Annotated in this window: 24 protein-coding genes; 15 read left to right on the forward strand and 9 right to left on the reverse strand. The window is 67.5% G+C overall.

The window, feature by feature from the left end; genetic code table 11:
* The first annotated feature begins 1 nt into the window (after nucleotide 1).
* The 6 genes from P2PM1_RS15220 (at nucleotide 2) to P2PM1_RS15245 (ending at nucleotide 7604) form a co-directional block, all read left to right on the forward strand.
* Nucleotides 2-1162, forward strand: a complete 1161-nt coding sequence (locus tag P2PM1_RS15220) for an iron-containing alcohol dehydrogenase (protein WP_186399625.1) — start codon at nucleotides 2-4, stop codon at nucleotides 1160-1162.
* Nucleotides 1163-1193: 31 nt separating this feature from the next.
* A complete protein-coding gene (locus P2PM1_RS15225) occupies nucleotides 1194-2654 on the forward strand; it encodes an NAD-dependent succinate-semialdehyde dehydrogenase (RefSeq protein WP_186399626.1) in 1461 nt (486 codons plus the stop codon).
* Nucleotides 2655-3093: 439 nt separating this feature from the next.
* Nucleotides 3094-4728, forward strand: coding sequence for an amidohydrolase family protein (locus P2PM1_RS15230; protein WP_186399627.1), 1635 nt, complete (start codon nucleotides 3094-3096; stop codon nucleotides 4726-4728).
* Nucleotides 4729-4769: 41 nt separating this feature from the next.
* Complete coding sequence (locus tag P2PM1_RS15235) at nucleotides 4770-5762, forward strand: TRAP transporter substrate-binding protein (RefSeq protein WP_208985289.1); 993 nt, start codon at nucleotides 4770-4772, stop codon at nucleotides 5760-5762.
* 67 nt (nucleotides 5763-5829) lie between these two features.
* Nucleotides 5830-6324, forward strand: coding sequence for a TRAP transporter small permease (locus tag P2PM1_RS15240; RefSeq protein WP_186386775.1), 495 nt, complete (start codon nucleotides 5830-5832; stop codon nucleotides 6322-6324).
* On the forward strand, nucleotides 6321-7604 hold the full coding sequence (locus tag P2PM1_RS15245) for a TRAP transporter large permease (RefSeq protein WP_186386774.1): 1284 nt from the start codon (nucleotides 6321-6323) through the stop codon (nucleotides 7602-7604). The genes P2PM1_RS15240 and P2PM1_RS15245 overlap by 4 nt, the downstream gene beginning before the upstream one ends.
* 51 nt (nucleotides 7605-7655) lie before the next feature.
* Here P2PM1_RS15245 and P2PM1_RS15250 read toward each other — a convergent pair whose 3' ends face one another.
* The 3 genes from P2PM1_RS15250 to P2PM1_RS15260 form a co-directional block, all read right to left on the reverse strand.
* The gene (locus P2PM1_RS15250; protein WP_186399629.1) at nucleotides 7656-8042 is read right to left on the reverse strand and encodes a RidA family protein; all 387 of its coding nucleotides are present in this window, start codon (nucleotides 8040-8042) and stop codon (nucleotides 7656-7658) included.
* Nucleotides 8039-8980, reverse strand: a complete 942-nt coding sequence (locus tag P2PM1_RS15255; RefSeq protein ID WP_186399630.1) for a DMT family transporter — start codon at nucleotides 8978-8980, stop codon at nucleotides 8039-8041. The genes P2PM1_RS15250 and P2PM1_RS15255 overlap by 4 nt, the downstream gene beginning before the upstream one ends.
* A 100-nt stretch (nucleotides 8981-9080) precedes the next feature.
* On the reverse strand, nucleotides 9081-9641 hold the full coding sequence (locus P2PM1_RS15260) for a MarR family winged helix-turn-helix transcriptional regulator (RefSeq protein ID WP_186399631.1): 561 nt from the start codon (nucleotides 9639-9641) through the stop codon (nucleotides 9081-9083).
* A gap of 257 nt (nucleotides 9642-9898) precedes the next feature.
* Here P2PM1_RS15260 and P2PM1_RS15265 point away from each other — a divergent pair, with 257 nt between their 5' ends.
* Nucleotides 9899-10231 (forward strand): YciI family protein, encoded by a 333-nt coding sequence (locus P2PM1_RS15265; protein WP_186386770.1) that lies wholly within the window; start codon nucleotides 9899-9901, stop codon nucleotides 10229-10231.
* Between the two features lie 63 nt (nucleotides 10232-10294).
* Here the strand turns inward: P2PM1_RS15265 and P2PM1_RS15270 are convergent, their stop codons facing one another.
* The 6 genes from P2PM1_RS15270 to P2PM1_RS15295 form a co-directional block, all read right to left on the reverse strand.
* The gene (locus P2PM1_RS15270; RefSeq protein WP_186399632.1) at nucleotides 10295-11092 is read right to left on the reverse strand and encodes an ABC transporter ATP-binding protein; all 798 of its coding nucleotides are present in this window, start codon (nucleotides 11090-11092) and stop codon (nucleotides 10295-10297) included.
* A 3-nt stretch (nucleotides 11093-11095) separates the two neighbouring features.
* On the reverse strand, nucleotides 11096-12031 hold the full coding sequence (locus P2PM1_RS15275; protein WP_186399633.1) for an ABC transporter permease: 936 nt from the start codon (nucleotides 12029-12031) through the stop codon (nucleotides 11096-11098).
* A gap of 268 nt (nucleotides 12032-12299) precedes the next feature.
* On the reverse strand, nucleotides 12300-13244 hold the full coding sequence (locus P2PM1_RS15280; RefSeq protein ID WP_371328844.1) for an ABC transporter substrate-binding protein: 945 nt from the start codon (nucleotides 13242-13244) through the stop codon (nucleotides 12300-12302).
* 35 nt (nucleotides 13245-13279) lie between these two features.
* Nucleotides 13280-14533 (reverse strand): alpha-hydroxy acid oxidase, encoded by a 1254-nt coding sequence (locus P2PM1_RS15285; protein WP_186399634.1) that lies wholly within the window; start codon nucleotides 14531-14533, stop codon nucleotides 13280-13282.
* A 79-nt stretch (nucleotides 14534-14612) separates the two neighbouring features.
* Nucleotides 14613-15677: a prephenate dehydratase domain-containing protein gene (locus P2PM1_RS15290; RefSeq protein ID WP_186399635.1), complete on the reverse strand. Its 1065-nt coding sequence runs from the start codon at nucleotides 15675-15677 to the stop codon at nucleotides 14613-14615.
* Between the two features lie 13 nt (nucleotides 15678-15690).
* The gene (locus P2PM1_RS15295) at nucleotides 15691-16479 is read right to left on the reverse strand and encodes a class I SAM-dependent methyltransferase (protein WP_186386764.1); all 789 of its coding nucleotides are present in this window, start codon (nucleotides 16477-16479) and stop codon (nucleotides 15691-15693) included.
* 756 nt (nucleotides 16480-17235) lie between these two features.
* Between P2PM1_RS15295 and P2PM1_RS15300 the strand changes: the two genes are divergently transcribed.
* The 8 genes from P2PM1_RS15300 to P2PM1_RS15335 all read left to right on the forward strand — a co-directional run bounded on the left by P2PM1_RS15300 (nucleotide 17236) and on the right by P2PM1_RS15335 (nucleotide 26113).
* A complete protein-coding gene (locus tag P2PM1_RS15300; protein WP_186386763.1) occupies nucleotides 17236-18012 on the forward strand; it encodes a FadR/GntR family transcriptional regulator in 777 nt (258 codons plus the stop codon).
* Between the two features lie 199 nt (nucleotides 18013-18211).
* Nucleotides 18212-19102, forward strand: coding sequence for an ABC transporter ATP-binding protein (locus P2PM1_RS15305; RefSeq protein WP_186386762.1), 891 nt, complete (start codon nucleotides 18212-18214; stop codon nucleotides 19100-19102).
* Nucleotides 19099-19980: a branched-chain amino acid ABC transporter permease gene (locus tag P2PM1_RS15310; protein ID WP_186399636.1), complete on the forward strand. Its 882-nt coding sequence runs from the start codon at nucleotides 19099-19101 to the stop codon at nucleotides 19978-19980. Before P2PM1_RS15305 ends, P2PM1_RS15310 begins: the two co-directional genes overlap by 4 nt.
* Before the next feature lies 1 nt (nucleotide 19981).
* Nucleotides 19982-21025: a branched-chain amino acid ABC transporter permease gene (locus P2PM1_RS15315; protein WP_186386760.1), complete on the forward strand. Its 1044-nt coding sequence runs from the start codon at nucleotides 19982-19984 to the stop codon at nucleotides 21023-21025.
* Nucleotides 21026-21061: 36 nt separating this feature from the next.
* Nucleotides 21062-22231 carry an ABC transporter substrate-binding protein gene (locus tag P2PM1_RS15320; protein WP_186386759.1) on the forward strand — a complete coding sequence of 390 codons (1170 nt, stop codon included), beginning with the start codon at nucleotides 21062-21064 and terminating at the stop codon, nucleotides 22229-22231.
* 5 nt (nucleotides 22232-22236) lie between these two features.
* Nucleotides 22237-23046 carry an ABC transporter ATP-binding protein gene (locus tag P2PM1_RS15325; RefSeq protein WP_186386758.1) on the forward strand — a complete coding sequence of 270 codons (810 nt, stop codon included), beginning with the start codon at nucleotides 22237-22239 and terminating at the stop codon, nucleotides 23044-23046.
* 11 nt (nucleotides 23047-23057) lie between these two features.
* Nucleotides 23058-24863, forward strand: coding sequence for a long-chain fatty acid--CoA ligase (locus tag P2PM1_RS15330; protein WP_186399637.1), 1806 nt, complete (start codon nucleotides 23058-23060; stop codon nucleotides 24861-24863).
* Nucleotides 24864-24904: 41 nt separating this feature from the next.
* Nucleotides 24905-26113, forward strand: a complete 1209-nt coding sequence (locus P2PM1_RS15335; RefSeq protein WP_186386756.1) for an acetyl-CoA C-acetyltransferase — start codon at nucleotides 24905-24907, stop codon at nucleotides 26111-26113.
* Nucleotides 26114-26117: the final 4 nt, after the last annotated feature.

Genomic DNA, 26117 nt, shown 5'->3' on the forward strand with positions numbered 1-26117 from the left:
CATGACCGCCCCCTTCACCTTCAACACCACCCGTTCCGTCCGCTTCGGCGCCGGCGTGCTCGGCGAACTGCCGGCCCTTGCCCTGCCGCTGACAGGCCCGCGCGTGCTGATCGTCACCGATCCCGGCATGATGGGCACCGGCATCGTCGATCTCGCAGTGGGCCTGCTGCGTGACGCCGGCTTGGAGACGACGCTGTTCGCGGATGTCCAGGCCGACCCGCCGGAAGCCGTGGTGCTTGCCGCGGTCGATGCCGCACGCGAAGCCAGGGCCGGCGGCATCATCGGCCTGGGAGGCGGATCGTCGCTCGACGTGGCGAAGCTTGTCGCGCTGCTTGCTCCGGGAATGGAAGCGCTCGCCGATGTCTATGGCGTCGGCAAGGCCAGGGGGCCGCGTCTGCCGCTGGTGCTGATCCCCACCACCTCGGGCACCGGCTCGGAGGTCACGCCGATTTCCATCGTCACCACCGGGGCGGCGGAGAAGATGGGCGTCGTCAGCCCGCACCTGATCCCCGACCTCGCGCTGCTTGATCCCGAGCTGACCCTGGGTCTGCCGCCGCATGTGACGGCCGCCACCGGCATCGACGCGATGGTACACGCGATCGAGGCCTATGCCTCCGCCAGCCCGAACAACAATCCGGTGTCCCGGGCGCTCGCCTGTGAGGCCCTGCGGCTGATGGGCGGAGCCCTGCTGCGGGCCGTGCGGGATGGCAGCGATGCGGCGGCGCGGGCCGACATGCTGCTCGGGTCGATGCTCGCGGGCCAGGCCTTCGCCAATTCCCCGGTCGCGGCGGTGCACGCCCTCGCCTATCCGCTCGGCGGGCATTTCCACATCCCGCACGGCCTGTCGAACGCCCTCGTCCTGCCCCATGTCCTGCGGTTCAACGCGGTGGTCGCCCCGGCGCCCTATGCGGAACTCGCGCCCCATGCTTTCCCCGATCTTGCCGCTCTCGACGGGCAGGAGCGGGCCGCAGCCTTCATCGAGCGGCTGGCGACCCTGTCGGCCGATTGCGGTCTGCCGCAGCGGCTGCGCGACATGGACATTTCGGCCGAGGTGCTGCCACGGCTGGCGCGCGACGCCATGAACCAGACCCGGTTGCTGGTCAACAATCCCAGGCCCCTGACCGAGGCCGACGCCCTCGCCATCTACACCGCCGCCCACTGACGCCTCCATCGACGCCCCGAAAGGACAGATCATGGCCCTTGCCTTGCGTGACCCCTCGCTCCTGGAGCCGCGTGCCTTCGTGGCGGGACGATGGGAAGAGGGAGGCGCCCGCTTCGCCGTCACCAACCCGGCCACCGGCGAGAAGGTGGCGGAGGTGGCGGATCTCGGGCCCGCCGACATCCGCCGCGCGATCGACGCTGCCTATGACGCGCAAAAAAGCTGGGCGGCGCGCACCGCAAAGGACCGCTGCGCGATCCTGCTCGCCTGGCAGGCGCTGATGCTGGACAATGCCGACGACCTCGCCGCGATCCTGACCGCCGAAATGGGCAAGCCGCTGGCCGAGGCCAAGGGCGAGATCGCCTATGGCGCCAGCTTCATCCAGTGGTTTGCCGAGGAAGGCCGCCGGATCTATGGCGACGTGATCCCCGGCCACCAGCCCGACAAGCGCATTCTGGTGCTCAAGCAGCCCGTGGGCGTGGTGGGATCGATCACGCCCTGGAACTTTCCCAATGCGATGATCGCACGCAAGGTCGCACCGGCGCTCGCCGCCGGCTGCAGCTTCGTCGGGCGGCCGGCGGAGAAGACCCCCCTCTCGGCGCTGGCGATGGCGGTGCTGGCGGAGCGCGCCGGCATCCCGGCGGGTGTGCTGTCCATCGTGCCGGGCCTCGATGCTCCGGGCATGGGTCTTGAGCTCTGCACCAACCCGAAGGTGCGCAAGCTGACCTTCACCGGCTCGACCAATGTCGGGCGCATCCTGATGCGTCAATGCGCCCATGACATCAAGAAGCTCTCCCTGGAACTCGGCGGCAATGCCCCGTTCCTCGTCTTCGACGATGCCGACCTCGATGCCGCCGTCGAAGGCGCGTTGATCGCCAAGTACCGCAACTCGGGTCAGACCTGCGTTTGCGCCAACCGCATCTATGTGCAGCGCGGCGTGATGGACGCCTTCGCCGAGAAACTCGCCGAGGCAACGGCGGCTCTTCGCGTCGGCGACGGGGTCGTCCCCGGCGTCCAGATCGGGCCATTGATCGATGCCCAGGGGCTGGCCAAGGTCGAGAGCCATGTGGCCGATGCCCTGGCCCACGGCGCACGCGTGATGACCGGCGGACGCCGCTCCGAACTCGGCGGCACCTTCTACGAGCCGACGGTGCTGGCCGATGTGGCGCCGGGCATGAAAATCCTCACGGAGGAAACCTTCGGGCCGGTCGCTCCGCTGATCCCCTTCGACACCGAGAGCGAGGGCATCTCGATGGCGAACGACACCGAATTCGGCCTCGCCTCCTACTTCTATGCCCGCGACGTCTCGCGCATCTGGCGCGTCGCGGAAGCCCTGGAATACGGCATGGTCGGCATCAACACCGGCCTCATCTCGACTGCCGAGGCGCCGTTCGGCGGCATCAAGTCCTCAGGCCTCGGCCGCGAAGGGTCGAAATACGGGATCGAGGACTATCTCGAGACCAAGTATCTGTGCCTCGCGGTCGCCGCCTCGTGAGGCAGATGGAACCCCGCAGCGCTGCCTGACCGAGGCCGCCGCCCCGGGTGGACGACCGGGGCACCAGCGCCAGCGATGAGATCGATCTGGCCCCCCTCAGGCCGGTCGGTCGAACCGCCAACGTGCGCCGGCCAGTCCGACGCGGCGCTGGATTATCGCAGGTGTCGACCCTCCCGTGCTGCTTGAGGGTGTGCGGGGTGGGCTGACCGCCTGCCCTGCCCGACCCTACCCTGCTCCACCCGCGTCCCTGCTGCTTCCTGCCTTCGCTCGGCTCTGGTGCCGCCGGCCGGCCGCATCACTCGCCCCTCAACGCCCTTCCCCGTCCTTTCACCACCGGCTTTCACCTCCCCGTCGGGAGTTCTCAAAAGCGCGCCTCTTCAAGTCATCAGTTGTCAGACAACGGATCACCTGCTATGTAAGTTATTACAGGGAGGTCGCAATGAGTCGGACTGAACAGGAAAGACCGTTTGCGCCGCGACCGCTCGGCCGCCGCCGGCTTCCGGACGAAATCGCGGAACAGCTTTCCGAGATGATCGTGTCCGGCCGCTTCTCCGCCGGCGACCAGTTGCCGACGGAAGCAACGCTCACGGCGGAGTTCGGCGTCGGCCGGAGCGCCGTGCGCGAGGCGATCGCCAAGCTGCGCGAGGCGGGCCTGGTGGAAACCCGCCATGGCGTCGGGGCTTTCGTGTCGTCCGATCCCACTCCCGCCAGCTTCCGCATTGATGCCGGACGGCTCCAGTCGATCGAGGCGCTGCGCCAGGTCCTGGAACTGCGCATGGAAATCGAGGTGGCCGGCGCCGCCATGGCCGCCCGCCGGCGCACCCTGGCGCAGATGGCGCTGATTGACGAGGCCTTCGCCGCCATGCGGGCCAGGCTGGAAGCGGGCGATGCCGCCGTTGCGGAACAGCGCGAGTTCCAGCGGGTGGTCGCCGCGGCGACCGGCAACCCCTACTTCCGCGATTTCATGCAGTTTCTCAGCCTGCGGATCGGCACCGGCATCGCCGACGAACTGGCGCGCTCGGTGCTGCGCGGCACCGGCCCCGCCGACCTGATCCGGGAGCATACCAACATCGTCGAGGCGATCCGTATCGGCGATCCCGACAAGGCCCGCCGCGCCGCCTGGAACCACCTGCTGCGCTCGGCCGACAGACTTGGACTACGCGGCCTGCAAGGCTGGGAGGAGAGCAGAATGACATCCATCGGCGAGACGATGATCCCGGTTTGCGCGGCGGCCGACCCGGCTCCGCGCGCGCCGCGCTTCACGCCGCCTCCCGGTGCCTGCGACTGCCACGCGCATATCATCGGCCCCGCCGCGACCTATCCCTTCACCCCCCACCGCACCTACACCCCGCCGCCGGCGATCCTGTCCGCCTATATGGCGATGCTGAACGCCCTCGGCCTCGAACGCGGTGTCATCGTCCAGCCGAGCGTCTATGGCCGCGACAATCGCTGCACGCTCGATGCGACACGGATGATGCCCGACAGGCTGCGCGCCGTCGTGGTGGTCGACCACACCGTCACCGAGCGCGAGTTGGAGGAGATGCACGAGGCCGGGGCGCGCGGCGTTCGCCTCAACCTGCTCTTCCGCTCAGGCATCGAGGTCTCCGACGTTCGCACCATGGCGGAGAAGGTGGCGCCCCTCGGCTGGCATCTGCAGATGCTCGTCGACGTCTCCGAATTCGCCGACATCCGCGAGACCTTCGGCAAGCTCCCCATCGAGACCGTGTTCGACCACCTCGGACACATGCCGACCTCCGCCGGCATCAACCACAAGGGCTTCCAGGACATGCTCTCGCTGATGGCGGACGGGCGCGCCTGGGTGAAGTTGTCGGGCAGCTACCGCATCACCAGCGAGGCGGAAACACCCTATTCCGACATCGCCCCTTTCGCGCGGGAGATCATCCGCGCCAACCCTGAGCGGGTGTTGTGGGCCAGCGACTGGCCGCATCCCTACATCAACGTGCCCATGCCCAATGACGGCGCGCTGCTCGACATGCTCGGCGACTGGGCACCCGATGCCGCCACGCGGGACCGGATCCTCGCGGACAATCCGGCCCGGCTGTACGGCTTCTGATCCGCAAAACCAACGGAAACTGGGAGGAAACGATAATGAGAATGTCCTTTACCCGTAGCTTGCAGGCCGCTGTCGCGGTCTGTGGGATCGCCATTGCCGGCCTTGCACCGGCAGACGCCGCCGACAAGCTGCGCATCGGCTGGACGACATCGGACGGGCCGACGGATCCCTACGCAATCACCGCACGCACCCTTGCCGCCGAACTCGACAAGCGGTTGCCGGGCAAGTTCGACGTGGCCATGTTCCCGAACAACCAGTTGGGCGACGAGAAGCAGATGCTGGAAGGCCTCAGCTTCGGCACGCTGGACGTCGGCATCATCACCAACGCCCCCATCGGCAACATTGCCCCGGCCTTCCAACTGAACGACATGCCCTTCCTCTACGCGAGCGAAGAGCAGGCACACCAGGTGCTGGACGGCGAGATCGGCCAGCAGATCCTCGCCACGCTCGATGGCAAGGGCATTGTCGGCCTCGGCTTCGCCGAAGGCGGCTTCCGGCACATGATCAACAACAAGCGCCCGGTCCTGGAGCCCGAGGACGTTTCCGGCGTCAAGTACCGGGTGATGCAGAACCCGGTCTTCATCGGCATGTTCGAGGCGCTCGGCGGCAATGCGACGCCGATGGCCTGGGGCGAGACGTACACGGCCACCCAGCAGGGCACCATCGACGGGCTCGAGATCCCGCTCGCGGTGATCGCCGCCAACAAATATGCCGAGGTCACCAAGTATCTCTCCCTGACCCGCCACACCTATTCGGCCCTCGGCGTGCTCGTGTCGAAGCGCTTCTTCGACAAGCTCTCCGCCGAGGAACAGGACGCCTTCCGCGCAGCGGCGGCCGCGGCCATCGCCAGCCAGCGCGCCGAGACCGCGCGCAACACCGCCGAACTGCTCGACGTGCTGAAGGCAGCCGGCATGGAGATCAACGAGGTCAAGGACGCGGCCGCCTTCCGCTCCCGCGTCGGCAATGTCTACGAGCAGTTCAAGCCGGTGATCGGCGCGGAACTGTTCGACAAGGCCCTTGCCGCGGTCGAATAGAGCGCAGTCTTCCGGCGCCCGCCGAACGGCGGGCGCCGTCCCCGCCCCGCACGAAATGGAACCGGCCATGGCCTGGCTTTTGGATCGCCTCTCGCATCACGTGGCGCGCCTGACCAATGTCGTTGTCGCCATCATGGCGACCGTGATGATGGCTGCGCTCATTCTCCAGGTCTTCTCGCGCTATGTGCTCGGCGCCTCGCTGGTCTGGTCCGAGGAACTCGCCCTGATGCTGTTCACCTGGTCGACGCTGCTCGCCGCGACGACAGCGCTGCGGGCGGGAGCGCATGTGCGGCTGGACCTGTTCCTCTCGCTTCTGTCGCCGCGCCTGCGGCGAGCCTGGCAGGCCTTGATCATGCTGGCGATCCTCGGCTTCTGCCTGGTCCTGCTGCGCTCGGGCATCGACTACACCGATGCCACCCTCGGTCAGGTCTCCGCCGCCATGCGCGTGCCGATCGAGGTCCTCCACCTCGCCGCGCCGGTCTGCGGAGCTCTCGGCTGCCTGCACGCGCTGGCGCTCCTGTTCAACCCGCCGGCGCCGGCCGAAGCGGAGAAAATCGGATGAGCGCCGTCGCCCTCGCCATTCTCGCCACCTTCCTGACGACGATGTTCGGCGGCATGCCCATCGCGTTCTGCCTTGGCCTCGCCTCGATTATCGGCCTGCTGGTCGCCGACCTGCCGCTGGTCGTCCTGGCGCAGCGGATCATCGCCGGCACCCAGAGCTTCTCGCTGCTTGCCATTCCCGGCTTCATCCTGGCCGGCGATCTGATGATGCATGGCGGCCTGTCGCGGCGGCTCGTGCGCTTCTGCCAATGCCTGGTGCAGCATGTCACCGGCGGGCTCGGCATGGTGACGGTGCTGTCGGCGACGTTTTTCGCCGCCATCTCCGGCTCGGCCCCCGCCACCACCGCGGCGATCGGCGGCATCATGATCCCGGAGATGGAGCAGCGCGGATGGCGCCGGGATTTCTCCGCAGCCCTTGCCACCGCATCCGGCCCCATCGGCCAGATGATCCCGCCCTCCATCCCCCTGATCATCTGGGGCGTGGTGGCGGAGGAATCGATCAGCCAGCTCTTTCTCGCCGGGATCATCCCCGGCCTGCTGGTCGCGCTCGGATTGATGCTCGTCTGCTACATTGCCGCCCGGCGCAGCGGACAGATCCGCGCGAGCAGCCGCACCACCCTCGCCGAACTGCTGAAGGCTCTCGATGCCGGCAAGTGGTCCCTGCTCGCGCCGCTGGTGATCCTCGGCGGCATCTATGGCAGCGTCTTCACCCCGACCGAAGCGTCCGCCATCGCCGTCCTTTATGCGCTCATCATCGGCGTCTTCGTGCATCGCGAGATGAAGATCGCCGATCTCGGCCGGATCGTCGTCGCCTCCATGCGCACCTCGGCGATCATCTGCTTCATCATCGCCATTGCCTCCGCCTTCGGCTGGCTGGTCGCCATCGAGCAGCTTCCGACCGCCATCGCTGCGGCCATTCTGTCGGTCTCCGATAACCCGATCGTCATCCTGCTGATCCTGAACCTGTTCCTGCTGTTCATCGGCGCGATCATGGACAATATCGCCGCGATGATCATTCTCGGCACGACGCTGACCGCGATCGGGGCGCAGATCGGCCTCGACCCGGTCCATCTCGGCGCGCTGGTGGTGATCAACCTGGCCATCGGCATGGCGACGCCGCCCTTCGGCTACTCGCTGTTCGTTGCCGCGGCAATCAGCAAACTGTCGATCGAGCGCATCTCCCTCGCGCTCTGGCCGATGCTTCTGGTCAGCTTCGTCGTGCTGATGCTGGTCACCTATCTGCCGGCCGTCACGCTGTTCCTGCCCTCGCTGATGCGTTGAAGCCCGGCAACAAGCAGGAGGCCCGCGCAGCAACAGAGCGGCGCAGCGCCGTCACGCCCCGCCGGGACTGCTCGCCGGAACATGGGCGATCGCCTCGATCTCGACCCTGGCATCGACCGCCAGCAGCGAAACGACGCAGGATCGGGCCGGCTGCAGGGACGGGAAATACTCGCGATAGACGGAGTTGAAGGCGGCAAAGTCGGCCGCGTCGGTCAGCCAGACCGTGGTCTTCACCACATCCTCCATCGACGCGCCGACCTTGCCGAGCACGGCAGCGATGTTCTCCAGCACCTGACGGGTCTGGACGGCGATATCTCCCGGCACAAGCCGGCCGTCCGGCCCGAACGGCACCTGGCCCGACAGGAAGAGAAAATCGCCCGCCTGGACCGCCGCGCTCAGCGGCACGGTCGGATGCACGCCGTGAACCGTCCTGGTCATGATCTCTCCTCCCCCATCTGGAGCGATGCCGCCGAAGGAGCAGGCCGTCCCTGCCCCCCGAGCACGAGAACGTTGCCGACCAGCACTGCCGCGCTGCCGGCCAGGATATAGGCGTCGAGGGTCAGGTTCTCGAACAGCGCCGACAGGATCAGCGCGACCACCGGGACCAGCGCCAGCGTATAGGAGGCGCTGGCTGCGCCGATGCGCTGCACGAGACTGAAATACATGAAGAAGGTCAGGCAGGACGAGAACACCGCCAGATAGGCCAGCCCCATCAGGTATTCCGCCGAAACCTCGACGCGGAAGCTCATCTGTCCCAGAACGGCAAGCAGGAACGAGAACAGCGCGCCGAACAGGGCCGCCCAACTGATCAGGGCGGCGATCGGCATGCCGCCGCGCTGGTTGCGCATCGCCACCACCGTGCCGCAGCCGGTGCAGAACGCCGCGGCGACGGCCAGCACCGCGCCGACGAGGCTGCTCTGCGTCACGGCGGCATCGGAGGCGATGCCCGAGACCGTTGCGGCAAGCTGCGGCAAGGCGATGATGGCAAGCCCAACGACGCCGGCGAGGATCCCTGCAACGGTCCGCCCGGTTACGGGGGCGGACAGGAACAGCCAGCCGACCAGGGCGGCGAAAAGCGAGGAGGTCGACAGGATCAGTGCCGCGATGCCGCTCGGGATCAGCGTCGTTGCGTGGTAGAAGGTGATGAAGGCGAGGCCGAAGAAAAGCACCCCTTGCAGCATCACCCAGGGCCGGTCGACGGCACGCAGGCCGAGCTTCTGGCCCGATGCGAGGCACCAGCCGAACATGATCAGGCTGACCAGCGCCATGCGATAGCCGACGGACACTTCCGGCGCGCCGGAAACGGCCTGATGACCGGTGACGATGGCGCTGCTGCCCCACAGGATCGCGGTGGCGGCGAACAAGAATGCGTGCATGGCCGTCCCTTTCAAGCGCCGAGCGAACCGCGTCCGCAAGACCCGGTTCCGCGCCGGATGCGGTCCAGGCGATGCTTGGGCGGACGGCTGCCCGCCCTGATCAGGACCTGTCGCTTCTGCCGCCCACCTTGCTGTCCATCACTCCGTGCCAGCCACGCGCCAGGACACCGGCGCTGGCATTGTCGAGCTTGGCGAGCAGGACATCGAGCACCGCCAGTTCCTCGTCGGTGATCGATCCGGTCAATTCCGCATGGATGCGGCGCGACAACTGCGAGATCTCGCCATAGGCCGACCATCCCGTTTCGGAGAGCTCGATCGCCGCATAGCGCCGGTCGGACTTGCCGGTCTGGCGCTGCGCGAAGCCCAGTTCGACCAGTTGCCGGATGGCCCGTGACACCGCGAACTGGTCGAGCCCGCCAGCCTGGCAGATCTCCTTGACGCTGATCCCCGGACGGTTCGCGACGATCGCCATCGTTCGCCAGGCCGCGCGGGACAGGCCGTATTTCGGTCCGTAGAAGGCGCCGAGCACATCCGCCACCCGCGAGGAGATCCGAAACAGCCGGTAGGGCAGCCAGGTTTCGAGTTGAAGCCATTCGTCGGCACCGGTTTCCGCGGTTCCGGCTTTTGCGGGCCGCGAACCTTGATTGCTATTTGCTTGCATATTGCAATCATATCCCTTCTAATTGTCCCAGGCAACCCGAGAGGTTGTGCCGCGTCCGGGCGCGAAAAAGCAACCGCCTTCGCTCTCGCGAGCCGGCATGCCATGCCCGCCCGACGCGGGAAAGGCGGCCGTCGGCGGTACGGGCACCGGCAAGTCATGCGCCAGCCGGTCTTCGGCTGCGCGGCGCGCGCAACCGTAGGGCGGTGCGGCCGCTCTGCCGAGACCCTGGACCCTGTGGAACCGGAAGGAGAGATAGCGTGCCCTATGTCGTCTATTGCATCGATCGTCCCGACGCCGGCGACCTGCGCCGCCGCACCCGTGCCGTGCATCTGGAATACATGATAGCGCACCAGTCCCGGGTTCTGTTCGGCGGCCCGCTGCAAAGCGAGGACGGCAGCCGGGTGCTCGGCAGCCTGATGGTGCTCGCCTTCGACGACAGACAAGCGGTCGAGGCCTTCCTCGCCGACGAACCCTATGCCCGGGCCGGCCTGTTTTCCACGGTCGGTGTGCACCGGCTGCGGCAGATGGTGCCGGAACATCCCCCCGGCCTGCTCCTGTCGGAACTGGCAAGGGAACGGGCCCTGGCCTGAAGCCGGCCCCGCCCCGGATCGCCCGATCCCGTCTCCGCCCGGCCCACCGGGCCGGTGTGCGCGTCACGCCAGGACCAGTTGATCGTCCTCGACCGCCTTGCCGGTGGTCTTCTTGAAGAGCGCGAGCAGGTCGGACACGTCGTAGCCGTTGCGCTCATCGCCGCGAATGTCCAGCAGCACGCGGCCGGCATTCATCATGATCGTCCGCTCCCCGTGATCGAGCGAATTGCGCATGCTGTGGGTGACCATCAGCGTGGTCAGCCGCTGCTCGCCCGTAATCTCGCTCGACAGCGCCAGGATCGTCGCCGCCGCGCCGGGGTCGAGCGCCGCGGTATGCTCGTCAAGGATCAGGATCTTCATTGGCAGAAGCGTTGCCATCAACAGGCTGAGCGCCTGGCGCTGCCCGCCCGAGAGCGTGCCGACATGCGCACCGAGCCTGTCCTCCAGCCCCATGCCGAGCCGTGCCAGATGCTCCTTCAGGCGCGCACGCTCCGCCCCCCGCCCGAGGGCCAGCCGCAGCCGGCGGCGGCCGCCCCGGCTTGCCGCCAGCGCCAGGTTCTCCTCCACGGTCAGCGAACTGCAGGTGCCGGCGCGCGGCTCCTGGAAGACACGGCCGATCAGGCTGGCGCGCCGCTCGGTCGGCCAGCGCGTCACGTCATGGCCGTCCACATAGATCCCGCCCCGGTCCAGCCGCACATCGCCGGCGACCGCCGACAGCAGCGTCGACTTGCCGGCGCCATTGGTGCCGATGACGGTGACGAACTCGCCCGGCGCGAGATCCAGATCGACCCCGCGCAGCGCGGGGACCGCGATCGGCGTGCCGGGGTTGAACGTGACATAGGCATCGCAGATGCTCAGCATGGGTCAGGTGCCTTTCTGTCCTTGCGGGCGGGCGAAAAGCCGCTGCAGCCGCGTGCGCAGATGCAGCGGGTGCTTGCGGCGGGCGCGGGAGAGGACCACCGCCACGGCCACCACCACCGCCGTCACCAGGTTGAGATCCTGGGCCTGGATGCCGAGAAAACCGGCACTCAGCGCAAGCGCGATGAAGAAGCGGTAGAGCAGCGCCCCGGCCAGACAGCCGAGCGTCGCCCAGCCGACCTTGAGCGAACCGAGCAGGGTCTCGCCGATGATCAGCGCCGCAAGGCCGGTGACGATGGTGCCGATGCCCATGGAGACATCGGCAACCCCCTGGCTCTGGGCGAAGAGCGAACCGGCCAGGCCGACAAGGCCGTTGCTGATCGTCAGGCCGATCAGGGTCATCCGGTCGTTGTCGACCGACTGCGCCCGCGCCATCACCGGGTTCTCGCCGCTGGCTCGCAGCGCCAGTCCGATCTCCGTTGCGAGAAACCAGTCGACAGCGAATTTCATCGCGACGGCAATCGCCAGCAGCACGACGGCATTGGTCCAGATGCCGAGCCCGAGCAGCCCGTCGAACGGCGTGAAGATCGTTTCCTCGCCATAGAGGGAGATGTTCGGCCGCCCCATGACGCGCAGGTTGATCGAGTAGAGCGCGACCATGGTCAGGATGCCGGCCAACAGGTTCAGGATCCTGAAGCGGACGTTGAGATAGGCCGAGACGAAACCGGCACAGGCACCCGCCCCCGTGCCGATCAGCGTTGCCAGCAGTGGGTTGATGCCCGAGACGATCGCCACCGCCGTGGCGGCAGCCCCCAGAGGGAAGCTGCCGTCCACCGTCAGATCCGGAAAATTCAGGACCCGGAACGAGATATAGACCCCGAGCGCCACCAGCGAGAACAGCAGCCCCGCCTCGATAGCCCCGGACAATGCCAGCATGCTCATCTAGAGCCCTTTCGGCCAATTCGAAGTGAATTCTGCTTCTCGACTGGGGCGGCGATCCGGCGTCGAAACGGGTGCCGCGCGATGCCTTCGCATCGGGCAAGACCGGTTCGGCGTCGGGCGCCCGCCAATCGGAAGCCCTGTGGGGCGGGCGATTTTGCGCCAATTCCGGCGCAAAGCCCCTTGTCCGTCTCCAGATACGGCCTGCGTGTCTTTGCTTGACCTTGTCACAAAATCGCTCCGTCAGAATGGCTCCGAACTACAAAAGGGCTTAGTCGACCACCTTCTTGGCCGAGGCGAGCAGCGCTTCGGGCAGCTCGACGCCCATGGCCGCGGCCGATGTCTTGTTGAGATAGAGATCCTGGCTCTCCAGCGCCCCGACCGGGATCGTCGCCGGGCTCTCGCCCGACAGCACCCGGATCGCCATCTTTCCGGTGATGCGGCCAAGCTGGTAATAGTCGAAACCGAGGGCCGCGACGGCGCCCCGTTCGACCGAATCCGTGTCGCTGGCAAAGACCGGGATCTTCGCCTTCCGGCCCACATTGACGACGCTTTCGACCGCCGCCACCACGGTGCTGTCGGTGGGAATGAGAATGGCGTCGGCGCGGCCGGCAAGGCTCAGCGCGGCATCGCCGACCATTGCCGTCTGCGAGGCGGAGCTCTCCTCGATCTCGAACCCATAGGCGCCCGCCTCCTGCTTCAGCGCCGCGACCTGGGAGACCGAGTTGGCTTCGCCGGCATTGTAGATGACGCCGAGCTTGCTGGCCTCGGGCAGCAGGTCGCGGATCAGTTGCAGGGTCGGGCCGAACGGCTGCTTGTCGGTGGTTCCGGTGATGTTGCCGCCCGGGCTCTCCAGGCTCGCCACCAGCTTTGCCTCGACGGGATCGGTCACCGCCGAGAACAGCACCGGGATGTCGCCCGCCGCGCTCTGCAGGGCCTGGGCCGAAGGCGTGCTGATGGCCACCAGCAGGTCGGGCTTCAGCCCGGCGAATTCCTTGGCGATCTGCAACTGCGTCGGCATGCTGCCCTGGGCGCTCTGGGTGTGCAGCTTCAGCGTCTCGCCGGCCTTGTAGCCGGCCTCGGCCAGTTCCTCGACAATGCCGTTGCGCGCCGCGTCGATCGCCGGATGATCGATGATATAGGTGATCGCCACCTGCTTCTGTTCGGCCGCCTCGGCGCCCCAAAGCCCGGCACCCGCGAGCAGCATCGCCGCCATAGCGGCCCATTTCGATCGGAACATCGCTTTTCTCCTCACTCCGTCATCACCGTTGGAAGATCCTGTTGGCGGGCTCCCGCCCGCTCGCTCCGAACCGCCGGTCCATTGCCGGCGGCCGGTTCCCGCAGCATGGACCGCGTGAATTCGGCCGGACGCCGCACGCCCATGAGCATCTGGACGACCTCGAACTCGCGTCTGAGGACGGCAAGCGCCTGGACGACGCCGCACTCGCCCGCCGCGGCCAGCGCATAGAGGGTTGCCCGTCCCACCTGCACGGCATCCGCCCCGCGAGCGAGCGCACGAGCGATGTCCGAGCCGCTCCGGAAGCCGCTGTCGACCAAGAGCGCAAGCCGCCGGCCGGCTTCGGCGCGGAACTCGGGCAGGATGTCGATGCTGGCGACCGCGCCATCGAGCTGCCGCCCGCCGTGATTGCTGACGACGAGGCCGTCGACGCCGATCTCCACGGCGCGGCGCACCTGCGCCGGATCCATCATCCCCTTGACGATCAGCGGCCCCCGCCAGGCGTCGCGGATCCGGTCGATGTCGTCCCAACCCACCGACGGATCGAGCTGCGACTGCATCAGTTCGGCAATCGTGTCCGTGGCGGCCAGCCGGCCGAGTTCGGCCGCCATCACCTCCAGCCTCGGCGCCCCGGCCCGCGCCATCTGCAGCGACCAGCGGGGATGCGCCAGGAGGCTCGCGAGCTTTGCGGGCGACCAGCGGAACGGCAGCGAGAACCCGTTGCGCACATCGCGCAGGCGCCGCCCCGGCACCGCATTGTCGACCGTCACCTCCAGCGCCCGGAACCCCAGCGCGGCGGCCCTCTCGACCAGCCGCCGGCTGACCTCCCGGTTGCGGAACAGATAGAGCTGGAACCATTTGGGACCGGCACCGGCCGCCGCCACCTCTTCCATGCTGGCGGTCGCCGCCGAACTCATGACGAAGGGAACGCCGCAACGCGAGGCGGCCCGCGCAAGATCCAGATCGCCGCGCGGCCAGGCCGCCCCGGCAAGCCCGGTCGGCCCGATGATCAGCGGCATCGACAGCGGTTCGCCAAAAAGCGTGATCGCCGGGCTGCAGGCGCTGACATCGCGCGGAGCCGAGCCGACCAGCCGGATGCGGTCGAGCGCGGCGCGGTTTTCCGCCAGCGTATCTTCCGAGCCGCTGCCGCCATCGATGAAATCGAAGACGAAGCGCGGCAGCCGCCGGCACGCCAAGCTGCGGAAATCCTCGATCGACTGCGGCAGCCCCGCGATCTCGCCCGGAACCTCCGCCCCGGCTTTGTCCATTCGCCCCGGCATTTCCCCTCTCACACCGTCCTCCCCGGACGACCAGGCATCGCGACGCCTGGATCGATCGCCCTCGTTTTCAAATGCCTTTTCGACTGTCCGGCGCGTGTTCCGCCGCCGCGATCCGCAGGCCTGCGCCCTGGGCATGCATGGCGAACACGCCGAGCACCGCGTGGCGGGTCGTGTTGCGCCGAAGCACCTCGATCGCCCGGCGCACGGCCGGTTGCTCGGGATGCCCCTGGAACTCGCAGAAGAAGCGCGTGGCGACGAACTGCCCTCCGACGAGGTAGCTCTCGAGCTTGGTCAGGTTGACCCCCTCCCCGGCGAAACCGGCCATCGCGCGAAACAGCGCCCCCGGTTCGTTGCGCAGTTCGAACAGCAGGCTGGTGATCGGCTCCGGCACGTCCGCCGCCGGCATGACGGGCCGGGCGGCGAGCACGTAGAAGCGTGTCCGATTGGCCGGGTCGTCCTCGATGTTGCGCTTGAGGATCGTCAGTCCGTGGACCTCCGCCGCCAGTTCCGAGGCCACCGCCGCTTCCGACGGGTCGGCCCGCTCCCGCACCAGCGCCGCCGCCATCGCCGTGTTCGGCGCCTCCACGCCGGCAATCCCGTGGGTCGCCAGAAACCGGCGCACCTGCATCAGGGCCACGGGGTGCGAATGCACCCGCCGGATGAGATCGAGACGCCAGCCGGGCGGGGCGACCAGATGATGCTCGATCCGCTCGAAGATCTCCCCGACGATCGCCAGCCCGCTTTCGGGCAGCAGCAGGTGGATGTCCGGCACCCGGCCGACCAGCACGTTCTCGCAAGGCAGCACCGCCGCTTCCGCAGCACCGCTGCGCACCGCCTCGATCACCCCCATGAGACTGGTCCGTCCGACCGCCTCCGCCTCGGGAAAGGCCGAGCGGCAGGCGATATGGGCGAAGGCCCCCGCCGAGCCGTGATAGACGACCTTCGCCGGCGCGAAGCCACCCTCGCCGAGGCGGACCGCCTCGCCTGTCCGGCCCGCAGTGCCCGTGAGGCGCGCCTGACCGCCACCGCGCCCCAGCACGCGCAGCCGTGGGGGCTGGGCAAGCCGCCGATGTCCCGGCCCGCTGCGGCGCTCGCCGGCGCCGGACGGGGCCACCTGACCCGACCTGATCATGGCGCCCTCCGCTCTAGCCATGGGCCGGGCGCGTGCTGGTCATGACCGTCATCGGCCACATCAGCGCCCAGCCGGATCCGGTCTCGGTGACGCTCAGGAAGTGATCCGCCGCCGCCAGGCAATCCTGCGGCGAGTAGCCGGGCTTGGCGGAAAACAGCAGATGCAGGAAGTGGCCGATCTCCTCCTTGCGAGCGAATTCCCAAGGGGTGACCACCTCGTGAAACACCGGCGGCGCCCAGCCGGTCAGCTCGCACAGGCTTTCGGCGAACTCCCGCGACAGGAAGGCGACCTCGTGGCCGGTCGAACAGCTCCGCGCGATGAAGGCATCGAAATAGCGGGCGAGCGGCGTGCCGGCGAAAATATCGGCGATGACGAGCCGCCCTCCCGGACGCGCGACCTCGTTGAAGCGCCGGAAGGCGGAGGTCTTGTCGGCAACGTGATGAATGGCGCCCCGGCTCCAGACCGCGTCGAACCCGTCATGGCCGACATCCAGCGTGTCCGCCGAGGCAGGCACGACGACAATGTTGCCGAAGGGCGCTTCCGCCCCCAGGTTCGCCAGTTGCTCCACCGACGGGTCGCTGGCGACGAGCAGGCCGCTCGGACCGATGGCAGCAGCGATCGCCCGGCTGAAATAGCCGTTTCCGGCACCGACTTCGAGAATGTGTTCTCCGGGGGCGGGCGCCAGGAATCGCTTCATGCAGGCGATATCCGGCAACCAGGCATCCGCGTAGAGCGACAGTGCATCGCGATAGTCTGCGGAGCGCTTTCCGACAAATTCCACGGACTTGGCATCGGCATACATGGTGCAAGCTCCCTGTGGCTTTCGATGGATCCGATCCGGACGCTTTCCTCCCCGACTTCTTTTGATGGCCCTGTTGTGTCGAGCCCTCGCCTCTGTGCCCGGCGCCCCCGCCCAGCCTCACCCGAACCCGGTCTGCACCAGGTTCCCGCGGTGAGGAGCCGGCAAGTACCGACACTTCTGTCATGGACACTTACGCCGAGGGGAATGGCGGTTTCCGGCGAGTTCCCCCTTGCAGTGTCACGACGATATCTAGCGTTTTATTTGCTTGTCAATTGCAATATGCAATCATTTTTTGCACTGCAAAATCTTTGTGCAGGCGCCCGCAAATCAACCAGAGGCAGCAAGGGCGGGAGACTGCCGATCGCCGGACACCTCGTCGGCCGACGGTCCGGGAGGGGCGAAACGACAGGAGCGGGCATGTCAGGAGCAGGCATGGCAGGAGCGGGCAGGCGCCGCCAGGGCCGGCAGGAGCGGCCCCTCCCTTTGGCGCCCGTCCCGGCGCCTTGTGGCCACACCTTGGCAAGTCGCCGCCAGCTCCCCGCTGCTTCCCCGAAGCATTTGTCCGACAAACCGGCAAAGGCCAGAATTTCGAACGGACGGGCCCTCTCGCCGGACATTTTCTCGAGTTGATGCTCGGAAATCTCCACTTGACGGCCGGTTCAGGCTCATGCCAAGCTTTGTCGGACAAAGGGACGAACCGACAATACGCGCCATCAAGACGTGCGATGCCGGAGCGTTCGGGAGGAGACGTTCAGAATGTCGTTGGCGGAGCCAGGGCGCTTCGAGAAGATCAAGGTGCCGTCCGCCTACCAGATGGTCGCGGAGGCGATCGAGCGCGAGATCATGGCCGGCCGGCTGCGTCCGGGCGACGAGATCGGCACCGAGGCGGTGCTGGTGCGCCAGTTCGGCGTCAACCGCTCGACGGTCCGCGAGGGCATCCGCCTCTTGGAGCAGGCGGGACTGGTCCAGCGCGAGGCCGGCCGCAAGCTCTATGTCTGCCTTCCCCACTATCGCAAGCTGTCGGATCGCATGAGCCGGGCGCTGGTGCTGCATCAGGTCACGTTCCGTGAGCTGTTCGAGGCGGCCGTGATCCTGGAACTCGGCGTCATCGACGCCGCCGTCGACGAGGCTTCGGAGCAAGACCTTGCCGCGCTGGAGGAGAACCAGGCGCTGGCCGAGGCGGCGCTGGGCGATCCCGTCCGCCTTGCCGGCCTCGACACGGAGTTTCATGCGCTGCTGGCCAAGGCCTCGCGCAACCGGGTGCTGGAACTGGCGCGTGAGCCGGCAGCGCTCCTGTTCTTTCCCACATCCGAGCTGATCTGCCGCCGGGTGCCGCAGGGCGCCGGCCGCATGGTCGCCGCCCATCGCCGACTGATCGATGCCGTTGCCGCGCGCGACAAGGAGGAAGCGCGCCTTTGGATGCGGCGGCACGTGGTCGACTGGAAGCGCGGTTTCGAACGCGCGGGCCGAGATATCGACGAGCCGGTGGAGAGCATCTTCGAGAGGCTGTCGAGCGTCCGGCAATACGCATGAGGTAAGGCGGGCGGCCCTGGAGGGGGCGGCGCGGAAGATCGAGAAAAGAAACCCGTAAAAGACCGGCAGGCGACGCACCGGCAAGGAAGACATCGGGGAGGAACATGTCGAACGTCCTGCACGACCGGCCGCAATCGGCCGGCCCCATCACGTTGGCACGCGGGCGGAGTGTCCCCACGAGCGCCCGGACGGTATGCCGATGACGGGCGCGCTCGACAGTGGCGCGACCGGCGCCGCCCGTCTGGAGGTGGAAGACCTGTCGCTGTCCTTCGGCGGCCTCAAGGCGCTGCGCGGCGTGTCCTTCTCGGCCGAGCCCGGCTCGATCACCGCGCTGATCGGCCCGAACGGCGCCGGCAAGACCTCCATGTTCAACTGCATCTCCGGCTTCTACAAGCCGCAGAAAGGCAGCGTCCGCTTCGATGGACGCGACGTGACGCGGATGCATCCGCCCGAACGCGCCGCCCTCGGCTTCGCCCGCACGTTCCAGAACATCGCGCTCTTCCGCGGCATGACCGTGCTCGACAACATCAAGCTCGGCCGCCACGCCCATATGAAGACCGGCCTGCTGCAGGCCCTCGCCTATTGGGGGCCGGCCCAGCGCGAGGAGATGGAACTACGCGCCGAGGTCGAGCGTCGCATCATCGATTTCCTCGAGATCGACCACATCCGCAACATGCCGGTCGCCGCGCTCTCCTACGGCTTGCAGAAGCGGGTCGAGCTTGCCCGCGCCCTCGCCATGCGCCCCCGCATCCTCCTGCTCGACGAGCCGGTCGCGGGCATGAACCGCGAAGAGACCGAGGATATGGCCCGCTTCATCCTCGACGTGAAAGAGGAATGGGGCACCACGATCCTGATGGTCGAGCACGACATGGGCATGGTGATGGACATCTCCGACCATGTCGTCGTGCTGAATTTCGGCGAGGTCATCGCTCGCGGCCTGCCGCACGAGGTGCAGGCCGACCCGCATGTCACCGAGGCCTATCTCGGCAGCGGCGACCCGGCGGCGCTGATGGCCCGGCTCAAGGGCGAAACGGGAACCACCGGCAATTCCGGTGCGCCCACGGACGACAGGCGCGAGGACGTGGCATGAGCGACCTTCTGTTCTTCTTCGAGGTGACGCTGGCCGGCCTCGGTTCGGGGGCGCTGCTGTCGCTGACGGCCCTCGCCTTCGTGCTGATCTACAAGGCGACCCGCGTCATCAACCTCGCCGTCGGCGAAATGCTGATGCTTGGCGGCTACCTGTTCTTCGCCTTCGCCGCCGGGCTCGGCCTGCCGGCCTGGGCGGCGATCCCGCTCGCCATCGCCGGCGGCGGCCTCGTCGGTGCGGTGGTCGAGCGCGGGCTGATCCGCCCGATGCTCGGCGAGAGCCCGATTGCCGTCTTCATGGTGACCATCGGCCTCGGCTCGATCCTGGTCGGCCTCGTCGAACTGATCTGGGGTACCGACCCGCGCGCCCTGCCCGCCTTCATGGGCAACACCCCGATCTTCATCGGCGAAGCCTATGTCTCGCGCAAGATCGCCATCGCCTTCGCGGTTGCCGCCGTGGTCATCGCGGTCTTCCTCGTCCTCTTCCGCTACTGGCGCGGCGGTGTCGCGCTGCGGGCGACGGCGACCGACCAGGCCGCGGCCTATTCCTGCGGGATCAACGTGCCTGGTGTCTTCTCGCTCGCCTGGGTGATCGGCTGCGGCACCGCTGCCGGCGCCGGCGTGCTGCTCGGCTCCATCGGCGGCATCTCGCCAGCCATGGGCGTGTTCGGCCTCTCCGCTCTGGTCGTGGTCATTGTCGGTGGGCTCGACTCCGTCGCCGGAGCCCTCGTCGGTGGCCTCGTGATCGGCCTCATCGAGGCCTGGGCCGGCACCTATCTCGGCGGCGAATTCAAGCTCGTCACCACCTTCGGCCTCCTCCTCGTCGCCTTGATGATCCGTCCCTACGGACTGTTCGGCACGACAGAAATCGAGCGTCTCTGACATGAAGATCGGAACCGCCAAGCACAGCTACCAGGCCGACGAGGCGCTGCTGACCACCCGGCCGCAGCGCCTGTGGATGGGGCTCTTCGCCCTCGGTCTTTGCATCGCCCCGTTCATGCTCGACAATTATTGGCTCTATCTCGCCTGCCTTGTCGCCATCAACGTGGCGAGCGCCACCGGTCTCAACATCCTGACCGGCTATACCGGCCTCGTCAGCCTCGGCCAGGCGGCGTTCATGGCGGTCGGCGCCTATACCGTCGGCTGGATGCAGCTCCGCCTCGGCACGCCCTTCCTGCTCAACATCGTGGCCGGCGGCATCGTTGCCGCCGCCGTCGGCCTGCTGGTCGGCCTGCCGAGCCTCAGGGTCAAGGGCCTCTATCTGGCCATCGCCACCATCGCCGCCTCCATCATCCTGCATTTCGTCTTCGTCAACTGGCAGAGCGTGACCAACGGCAACAGCGGCCTGACGCTGACGCCGGCGACCTTCCTCGGCACGCCGCTCACCGACTACAAGCAGCTCTATTTCGTCTTCGTGCCGATCACCGCGCTGATGGTGCTGGGCGCGGCGAACCTCTTCCGCACCCGCGTCGGACGGGCCTTCATCGCCATCCGCGACCGCGACATCTCGGCCGAGGTGCTGGGCATCTCGCTGCTGCGCTACAAGCTGACGAGCTTTGCCATCTCGTCCTTCTATGCCGGCGTCGCCGGCGGCATGTGGGCCTATTTCTTCCGCGTGGTGACGCCGGAGAGCTTCCCCTTCGTCTATTCGATCTTCTTCCTCGCCGCGATCATCGTCGGCGGCATGGGCACGATCCTCGGCGCCATTCTCGGCGCCGTCTTCATGACCCTCGTGCCGGAGCTGCTGCGCTTCGGCATCGACTGGCTCACCCCCGTCCTTCCCAATGCAGCGGCGATGCTCTCGCCCGTCCGCACCATCGTTTTCGGCCTCCTGATCGTCGGCTTTCTCATCTTCGAGCCGAAGGGACTTGCCGAAATCGTCCAGAGAACCCGGCGTTACTTCCATCTCTGGCCCTTCAAGAAGTGAATGACCAAAAGTCACGCGATAAAACCGGAGGAAACAATGCTTAGCTTTACCAGGAGAACGCTGCTTGCCCTGTCGGCATCGGCAGCCATCGCCACCGCGCTGCCGGCTGCGGCCGCGGACGACATCGTCATCGGTGGTTCGATCCCGCTCACCGGCGTCTTCGCCTTCGCCGGCGTCGGCATCGAGGCCGGCATGCAGGACTATATCAAGATCGTCAACGAGGCCGGCGGCCTCCAGGGGCGCAAGCTGCGCCTCGCCTACGAGGATACCGGCTACAAGGTCGACGCCTCCGTCGCCGCCTTCAACAAGCTGACGAGCCAGAACACGATCCACCTCTACTATGGCGACTCCACCGGCTTCGCCAAGACCATCAACGGCGAGCTCGACCGGATGGGCACGACCATCATGGCCGGCGCCTCCTTCGCCACCGAGCTGAACGATCCCAAGGCTTTCCAGTATCAGTTCATGGCCGGCCCCGACTATTCGGAGATGACCGGCATCCTGCTGGAATACATCGCCAAGGAGAAGCCGGGCGCCCGCATCGTGCTGGTCAATTCCGACACCGAGTTCGGCCGCGATCCGATCGCCGCCACCAAGGCGCGCGCCAGCGAACTCGGCCTCGAAGTGGTCGAGGAGATCATCACCCCGCCGACCGCCGTCGACGTCTCCACCGAGGTGCTGAAGCTGCGCCGCGCCCGGCCGGACTACACCATCTTCCACGGCTACGTGCTGGCGCCGCTGCCCGAGTTCATGACCCAGGCCAAGCAGCTTGGCCTCGAGACCAAGTTCATGGGCACCTTCTGGTCGATGGACGCCAGCATCTGGAGCAAGGTCGGCGAGGCCGCCGACGGCTTCATGGGCGTCATGCCCTATCGCTACTACTATGACGAAGCGGACAACGCGCCGATGCTCGACCGCATCCGCGAGATGCGCCCCGAGTACCAGTCGACGCCCTACATGCAGGGCTTCCTCACCGCCATGCTGTTCACCGAGGCGGCCAAGCGCACGCTGGAGGCGGGCCAGGAGCTCAACGCCCCCAACCTGAAGGCGGCCCTCAACTCGATCGAGAACTTCGACACCGGCGGCATCATCGGCGTGCCGATCTCGATCCCCGGCAACTCGATCCCGGTCGGCCGCATCTATCGCTACGACGCCAGCGCCCAGCAGATGCTGCCGGCGTCCGACTGGATCAGCGTGCAGGAGTAAGCGAGATGGCCGCGGACATCCTCCTCGACATCAACAACATCGAGGTCGTCTACAACAAGACGGTACAGGTGCTCCGCGGCCTGTCCCTGAGCGTCGGGCGCGGCAAGATCGTCACCCTGCTCGGCTCCAACGGCGCGGGCAAGTCGACGACGCTGAAGGCAGTGTCGAACCTCCTGACGCTGGAGAACGGCGCCGTCACGGCGGGAACCATCCGCTTCGACGGCAACGACATCTCCCGCCTGACGCCCCATGCCCTGGTGCGGCGCGGCCTCTTCCACGTGATGGAGGGGCGCCGCATCTTCGAGGACCTGACGGTCGAGGAGAACCTGACGGCGGCGACCTTCGCCCTGTCCGGGCGCGGGCTCAAGCCGACGCCCTTCGACCTCGTCTACCAGTATTTCCCGCGCCTGTTCGAGCGGCGCAACGGCCGTGCCGGCTACCTGTCCGGCGGAGAGCAGCAGATGCTGGCGATCGGACGCGCGCTCATCGCCCAGCCCTCGCTGATCCTCTTGGACGAGCCCTCGCTCGGCCTCTCGCCGGTGCTGGTCGAGGAGATCTTCACCATCATCGCCTCGATCAACCGCGATCTCGGCGTCTCCATGCTCCTGGTCGAGCAGAACGCGGCCGTCGCCTTCGCCGTCGCCCATTACGGCTACATCATGGAGACCGGCAAGATCGTGCTCGACGGGCCGACCGAGCGGCTGGTGAAGGACGAGGACGTGCGCGAATTCTACCTCGGCGCCAGCGGCGGCGAGGGCACCAGGAGCTATCGCGACATCAAGCACTACAAGCGCCGCAAGCGCTGGCTGTCCTGAGGCAAGAGATCATGGCCGACTTCCCCGAACTCACCCTGCCGCAGATGCTGCGCGCCCATGCCGAGGCGACGCCCGACCGGGTGGCGGTCCTGCAGAAGGACTTCGGCATCTGGAACCCCCTTACCTGGCGCCAGTATCACGAGCGCGCCTGCGATGTCGGCGAAGGCCTTGTGGCCCTCGGCCTCGGCGAAGGCGGCCATGTGGCGGTGCTGTCGGAAAACCGCGTCGAATGGGTGCTCGCCCAGCTCGGCACCGGCCTTGTCGGCGGCGTCACCATCGGCGTCTATCCGACCAGCCCGGCCAACGAGGTCGGCTATGTACTGGAACATTCCGACAGCGAGATCATCGTCTGCGAGGACCAGGAGCAGCTCGACAAGGTGATCGAGGTGCGCGAGCAGTTGCCGAAGCTGCGGCGCGTCGTTGTCGTGGAGACCAAGGGTCTGCGCGGCTATTCGGGAGACTTCGTCATCTCCTTCGACGCCTTGGAGGAGATCGGGCGGACGCGGCGCGCCGCCGGCCCGGCCGTCGCCGGAGACGGGCCAACCGCCCGCTCGCTCGATGACATCGCCCTGATGATCTACACCTCGGGCTCGACCGGAAAGCCCAAGGGCGCGATGCTCTCCTATCGCAACCTGCGCGCCCAGGCGATCGCGGTCGCCGACCGCATCGGCCTCGACGCGCAGTCCGTCCACCTGTCCTATCTGCCGCTGTGCCATGTCGCCGAGCAGATGGTGACGGTGATGGCGCCGATCTATCTCGGATCGCGGATCTGCTTCGGCGAGTCCCTGCGCACCGTCCAGGAAGACCTGCGCGAGGTCGCCCCCTCCTCCTTCCTGGGCGTGCCGCGGATCTGGGAGAAACTGCATTCCTCGATCCATATCCGCATGCTGGAGGCCGGCGGCTATCGCCGCGCGCTCTACGAATGGGCTTATCGCGCCTGCGAGCCCTTCGCCGAAAAATCCCGCACGGAGCGCAGCCTCAGCGAGCGGATCCTCTTCGCGATCTGCTACCTCCTCGTCTTCCGCGCGCTGCAGAATTACATCGGCCTGCGCCGCACCCATGTCGCCATGACCGGCGCCGCGCCGATCTCGCCGCGCATCGTCCGCTTCTTCCGCACCATCGGCGTGCCCCTCGTCGAGGTCTACGGCATGACGGAATCGAGCGGCATCGCGCTTGGCCAGACGCTCGGCCGGCTGGTGCCGGGTTCGGTCGGCCCCTCGGTCAAGGGCGTCGAGGCGCGCGTCGGCGAGCACGGCGAACTGCTGCTGAAGGGCGACACCGTTTTCGCCGGCTACTACAAGAACCCCGCCGCCACGCAGGCAACCCTGAAGGACGGTTGGCTGCATACCGGCGACGTGGTCGAGGTGGAGAACGGCGAGTTCCGCATCGTCGACCGCCTGAAGGACATCATGATCACCGCCGGCGGCAAGAATCTCAGCCCCTCGGAGATCGAGAACACGGTCAAGGGCAGCCCCTACATCAAGGAATGCATCGTCATCGGCGAGGCCCGCAAATATGTCGCGGCGCTCATCCAGATCGATTTCGAGACCGTCGCCAAATGGGCGGAGGAACAGGGCCTGTCCTACACCAACTTCCGCAGTCTGGCCGAAAACCCGGCGGTGCGCGAACTGGTCGATGCGGAGATCCGCACCGCCAACAGCCAGTTGGCGCAGGTCTCCCACATCCGCCGGTTCCACCTGCTGACCAAGGAACTGGACCACGACGACGACGAGGTCACGGCGACCATGAAGGTGCGCCGCTCCAGCATCCAGACCAAATACGCCGGAGAAATCGCCAGCCTCTATCCGAGCGGCTGACGCATCCCTCGCCCGGATCCAACGGAGCCCGACACCCCGACATGCCCGACGCCCTGATCTACGACCACCTGCGTACGCCGCGCGGCAGGGGCAAGCCCGATGGCGCCCTGCACGAGGTGACGCCGATCCGACTTGCCACCACGGTGCTGGAGGCGGTGCGCGAGCGCAACGCGCTCGACACCGCCCTCGTCGACGACGTGGTGATGGGCATCGTCATGCCGGTGGGCGAGCAGGGCCAGTGCCTGCCACGCGTTGCCGCCATCGCCGCCGGCTATGCGGAAGAGACCGCAGGCGTGCAGATCAACCGCTTCTGCGCCTCGGGGCTCGAGGCCTGCAACATGGCCGCCGCCAAGGTGATGGCCGGCCAGGCCGACATGATGGTCGCCGGCGGCGTCGAATCCATGTCGCGCATCCCGATCCTCTCCGACGGCGGCGCCTGGGGCGCCGATCCGCAGGTGGCGGCCGCCACGACCTTCGTGCCGCAAGGCATTTCCGCCGATCTCATCGCCACCAAATGGGGCTATTCGCGCGCGCAGCTCGACGCCTTCGCGGTCGAGAGCCACCGCCGCGCCGCGCGGGCCTGGTCGGAGGACCGCTTCACCCGCAGCGTCGTTCCCGTCCATGACCGGGTCGGCGAGGTGCTGCTCGCCCGCGACGAAACCATCCGCGGCAATTCCACGGTCGAGGACCTGGCCCGGCTGAAGCCCTCCTTTGCAGCCCTCGGCGAGAAGGCCGGCTTCGACGCGGTGGCGCTGGAGCGCTATCCGGACTTCGCGGAAATCCGCCACGTCCACCATGCCGGCAACTCGTCCGGCATCGTCGACGGCGCCTCCGCCGTGCTGCTCGGCACCCGCGAGGCGGGCAGCCGCGCCGGCCTCGTTCCGCGCGCCCGCATCCGCGCCTTCGCCGAAATCGGCTCGGAGCCGACGATCATGCTCACCGCCCCTTCCTTCGCGGCGGAAAAGGCGCTGAAGCGGGCCGGCATGACCGTTTCCGACATCGATCTTTTCGAGATCAACGAGGCCTTCGCGGCCGTCGCCCTGCGCTTCATCGAGGCGCTCGATCTCGACCCGGAGATCGTCAACGCCAATGGCGGGGCCATCGCCATGGGCCATCCGCTGGGAGCCACCGGCGCGATGATCCTCGGCACCGCGCTGGACGAGCTCGAGCGCACGGACCGACAGACCGCCCTCGTCACCCTGTGCGTCGGCGCCGGCATGGGCGTCGCCACCATCATCGAGCGGATCTGAGGAG

It is taken from the genome of Stappia sp. P2PMeth1, assembly GCF_900185735.1.
GTDB lineage: Bacteria > Pseudomonadota > Alphaproteobacteria > Rhizobiales > Stappiaceae > Stappia.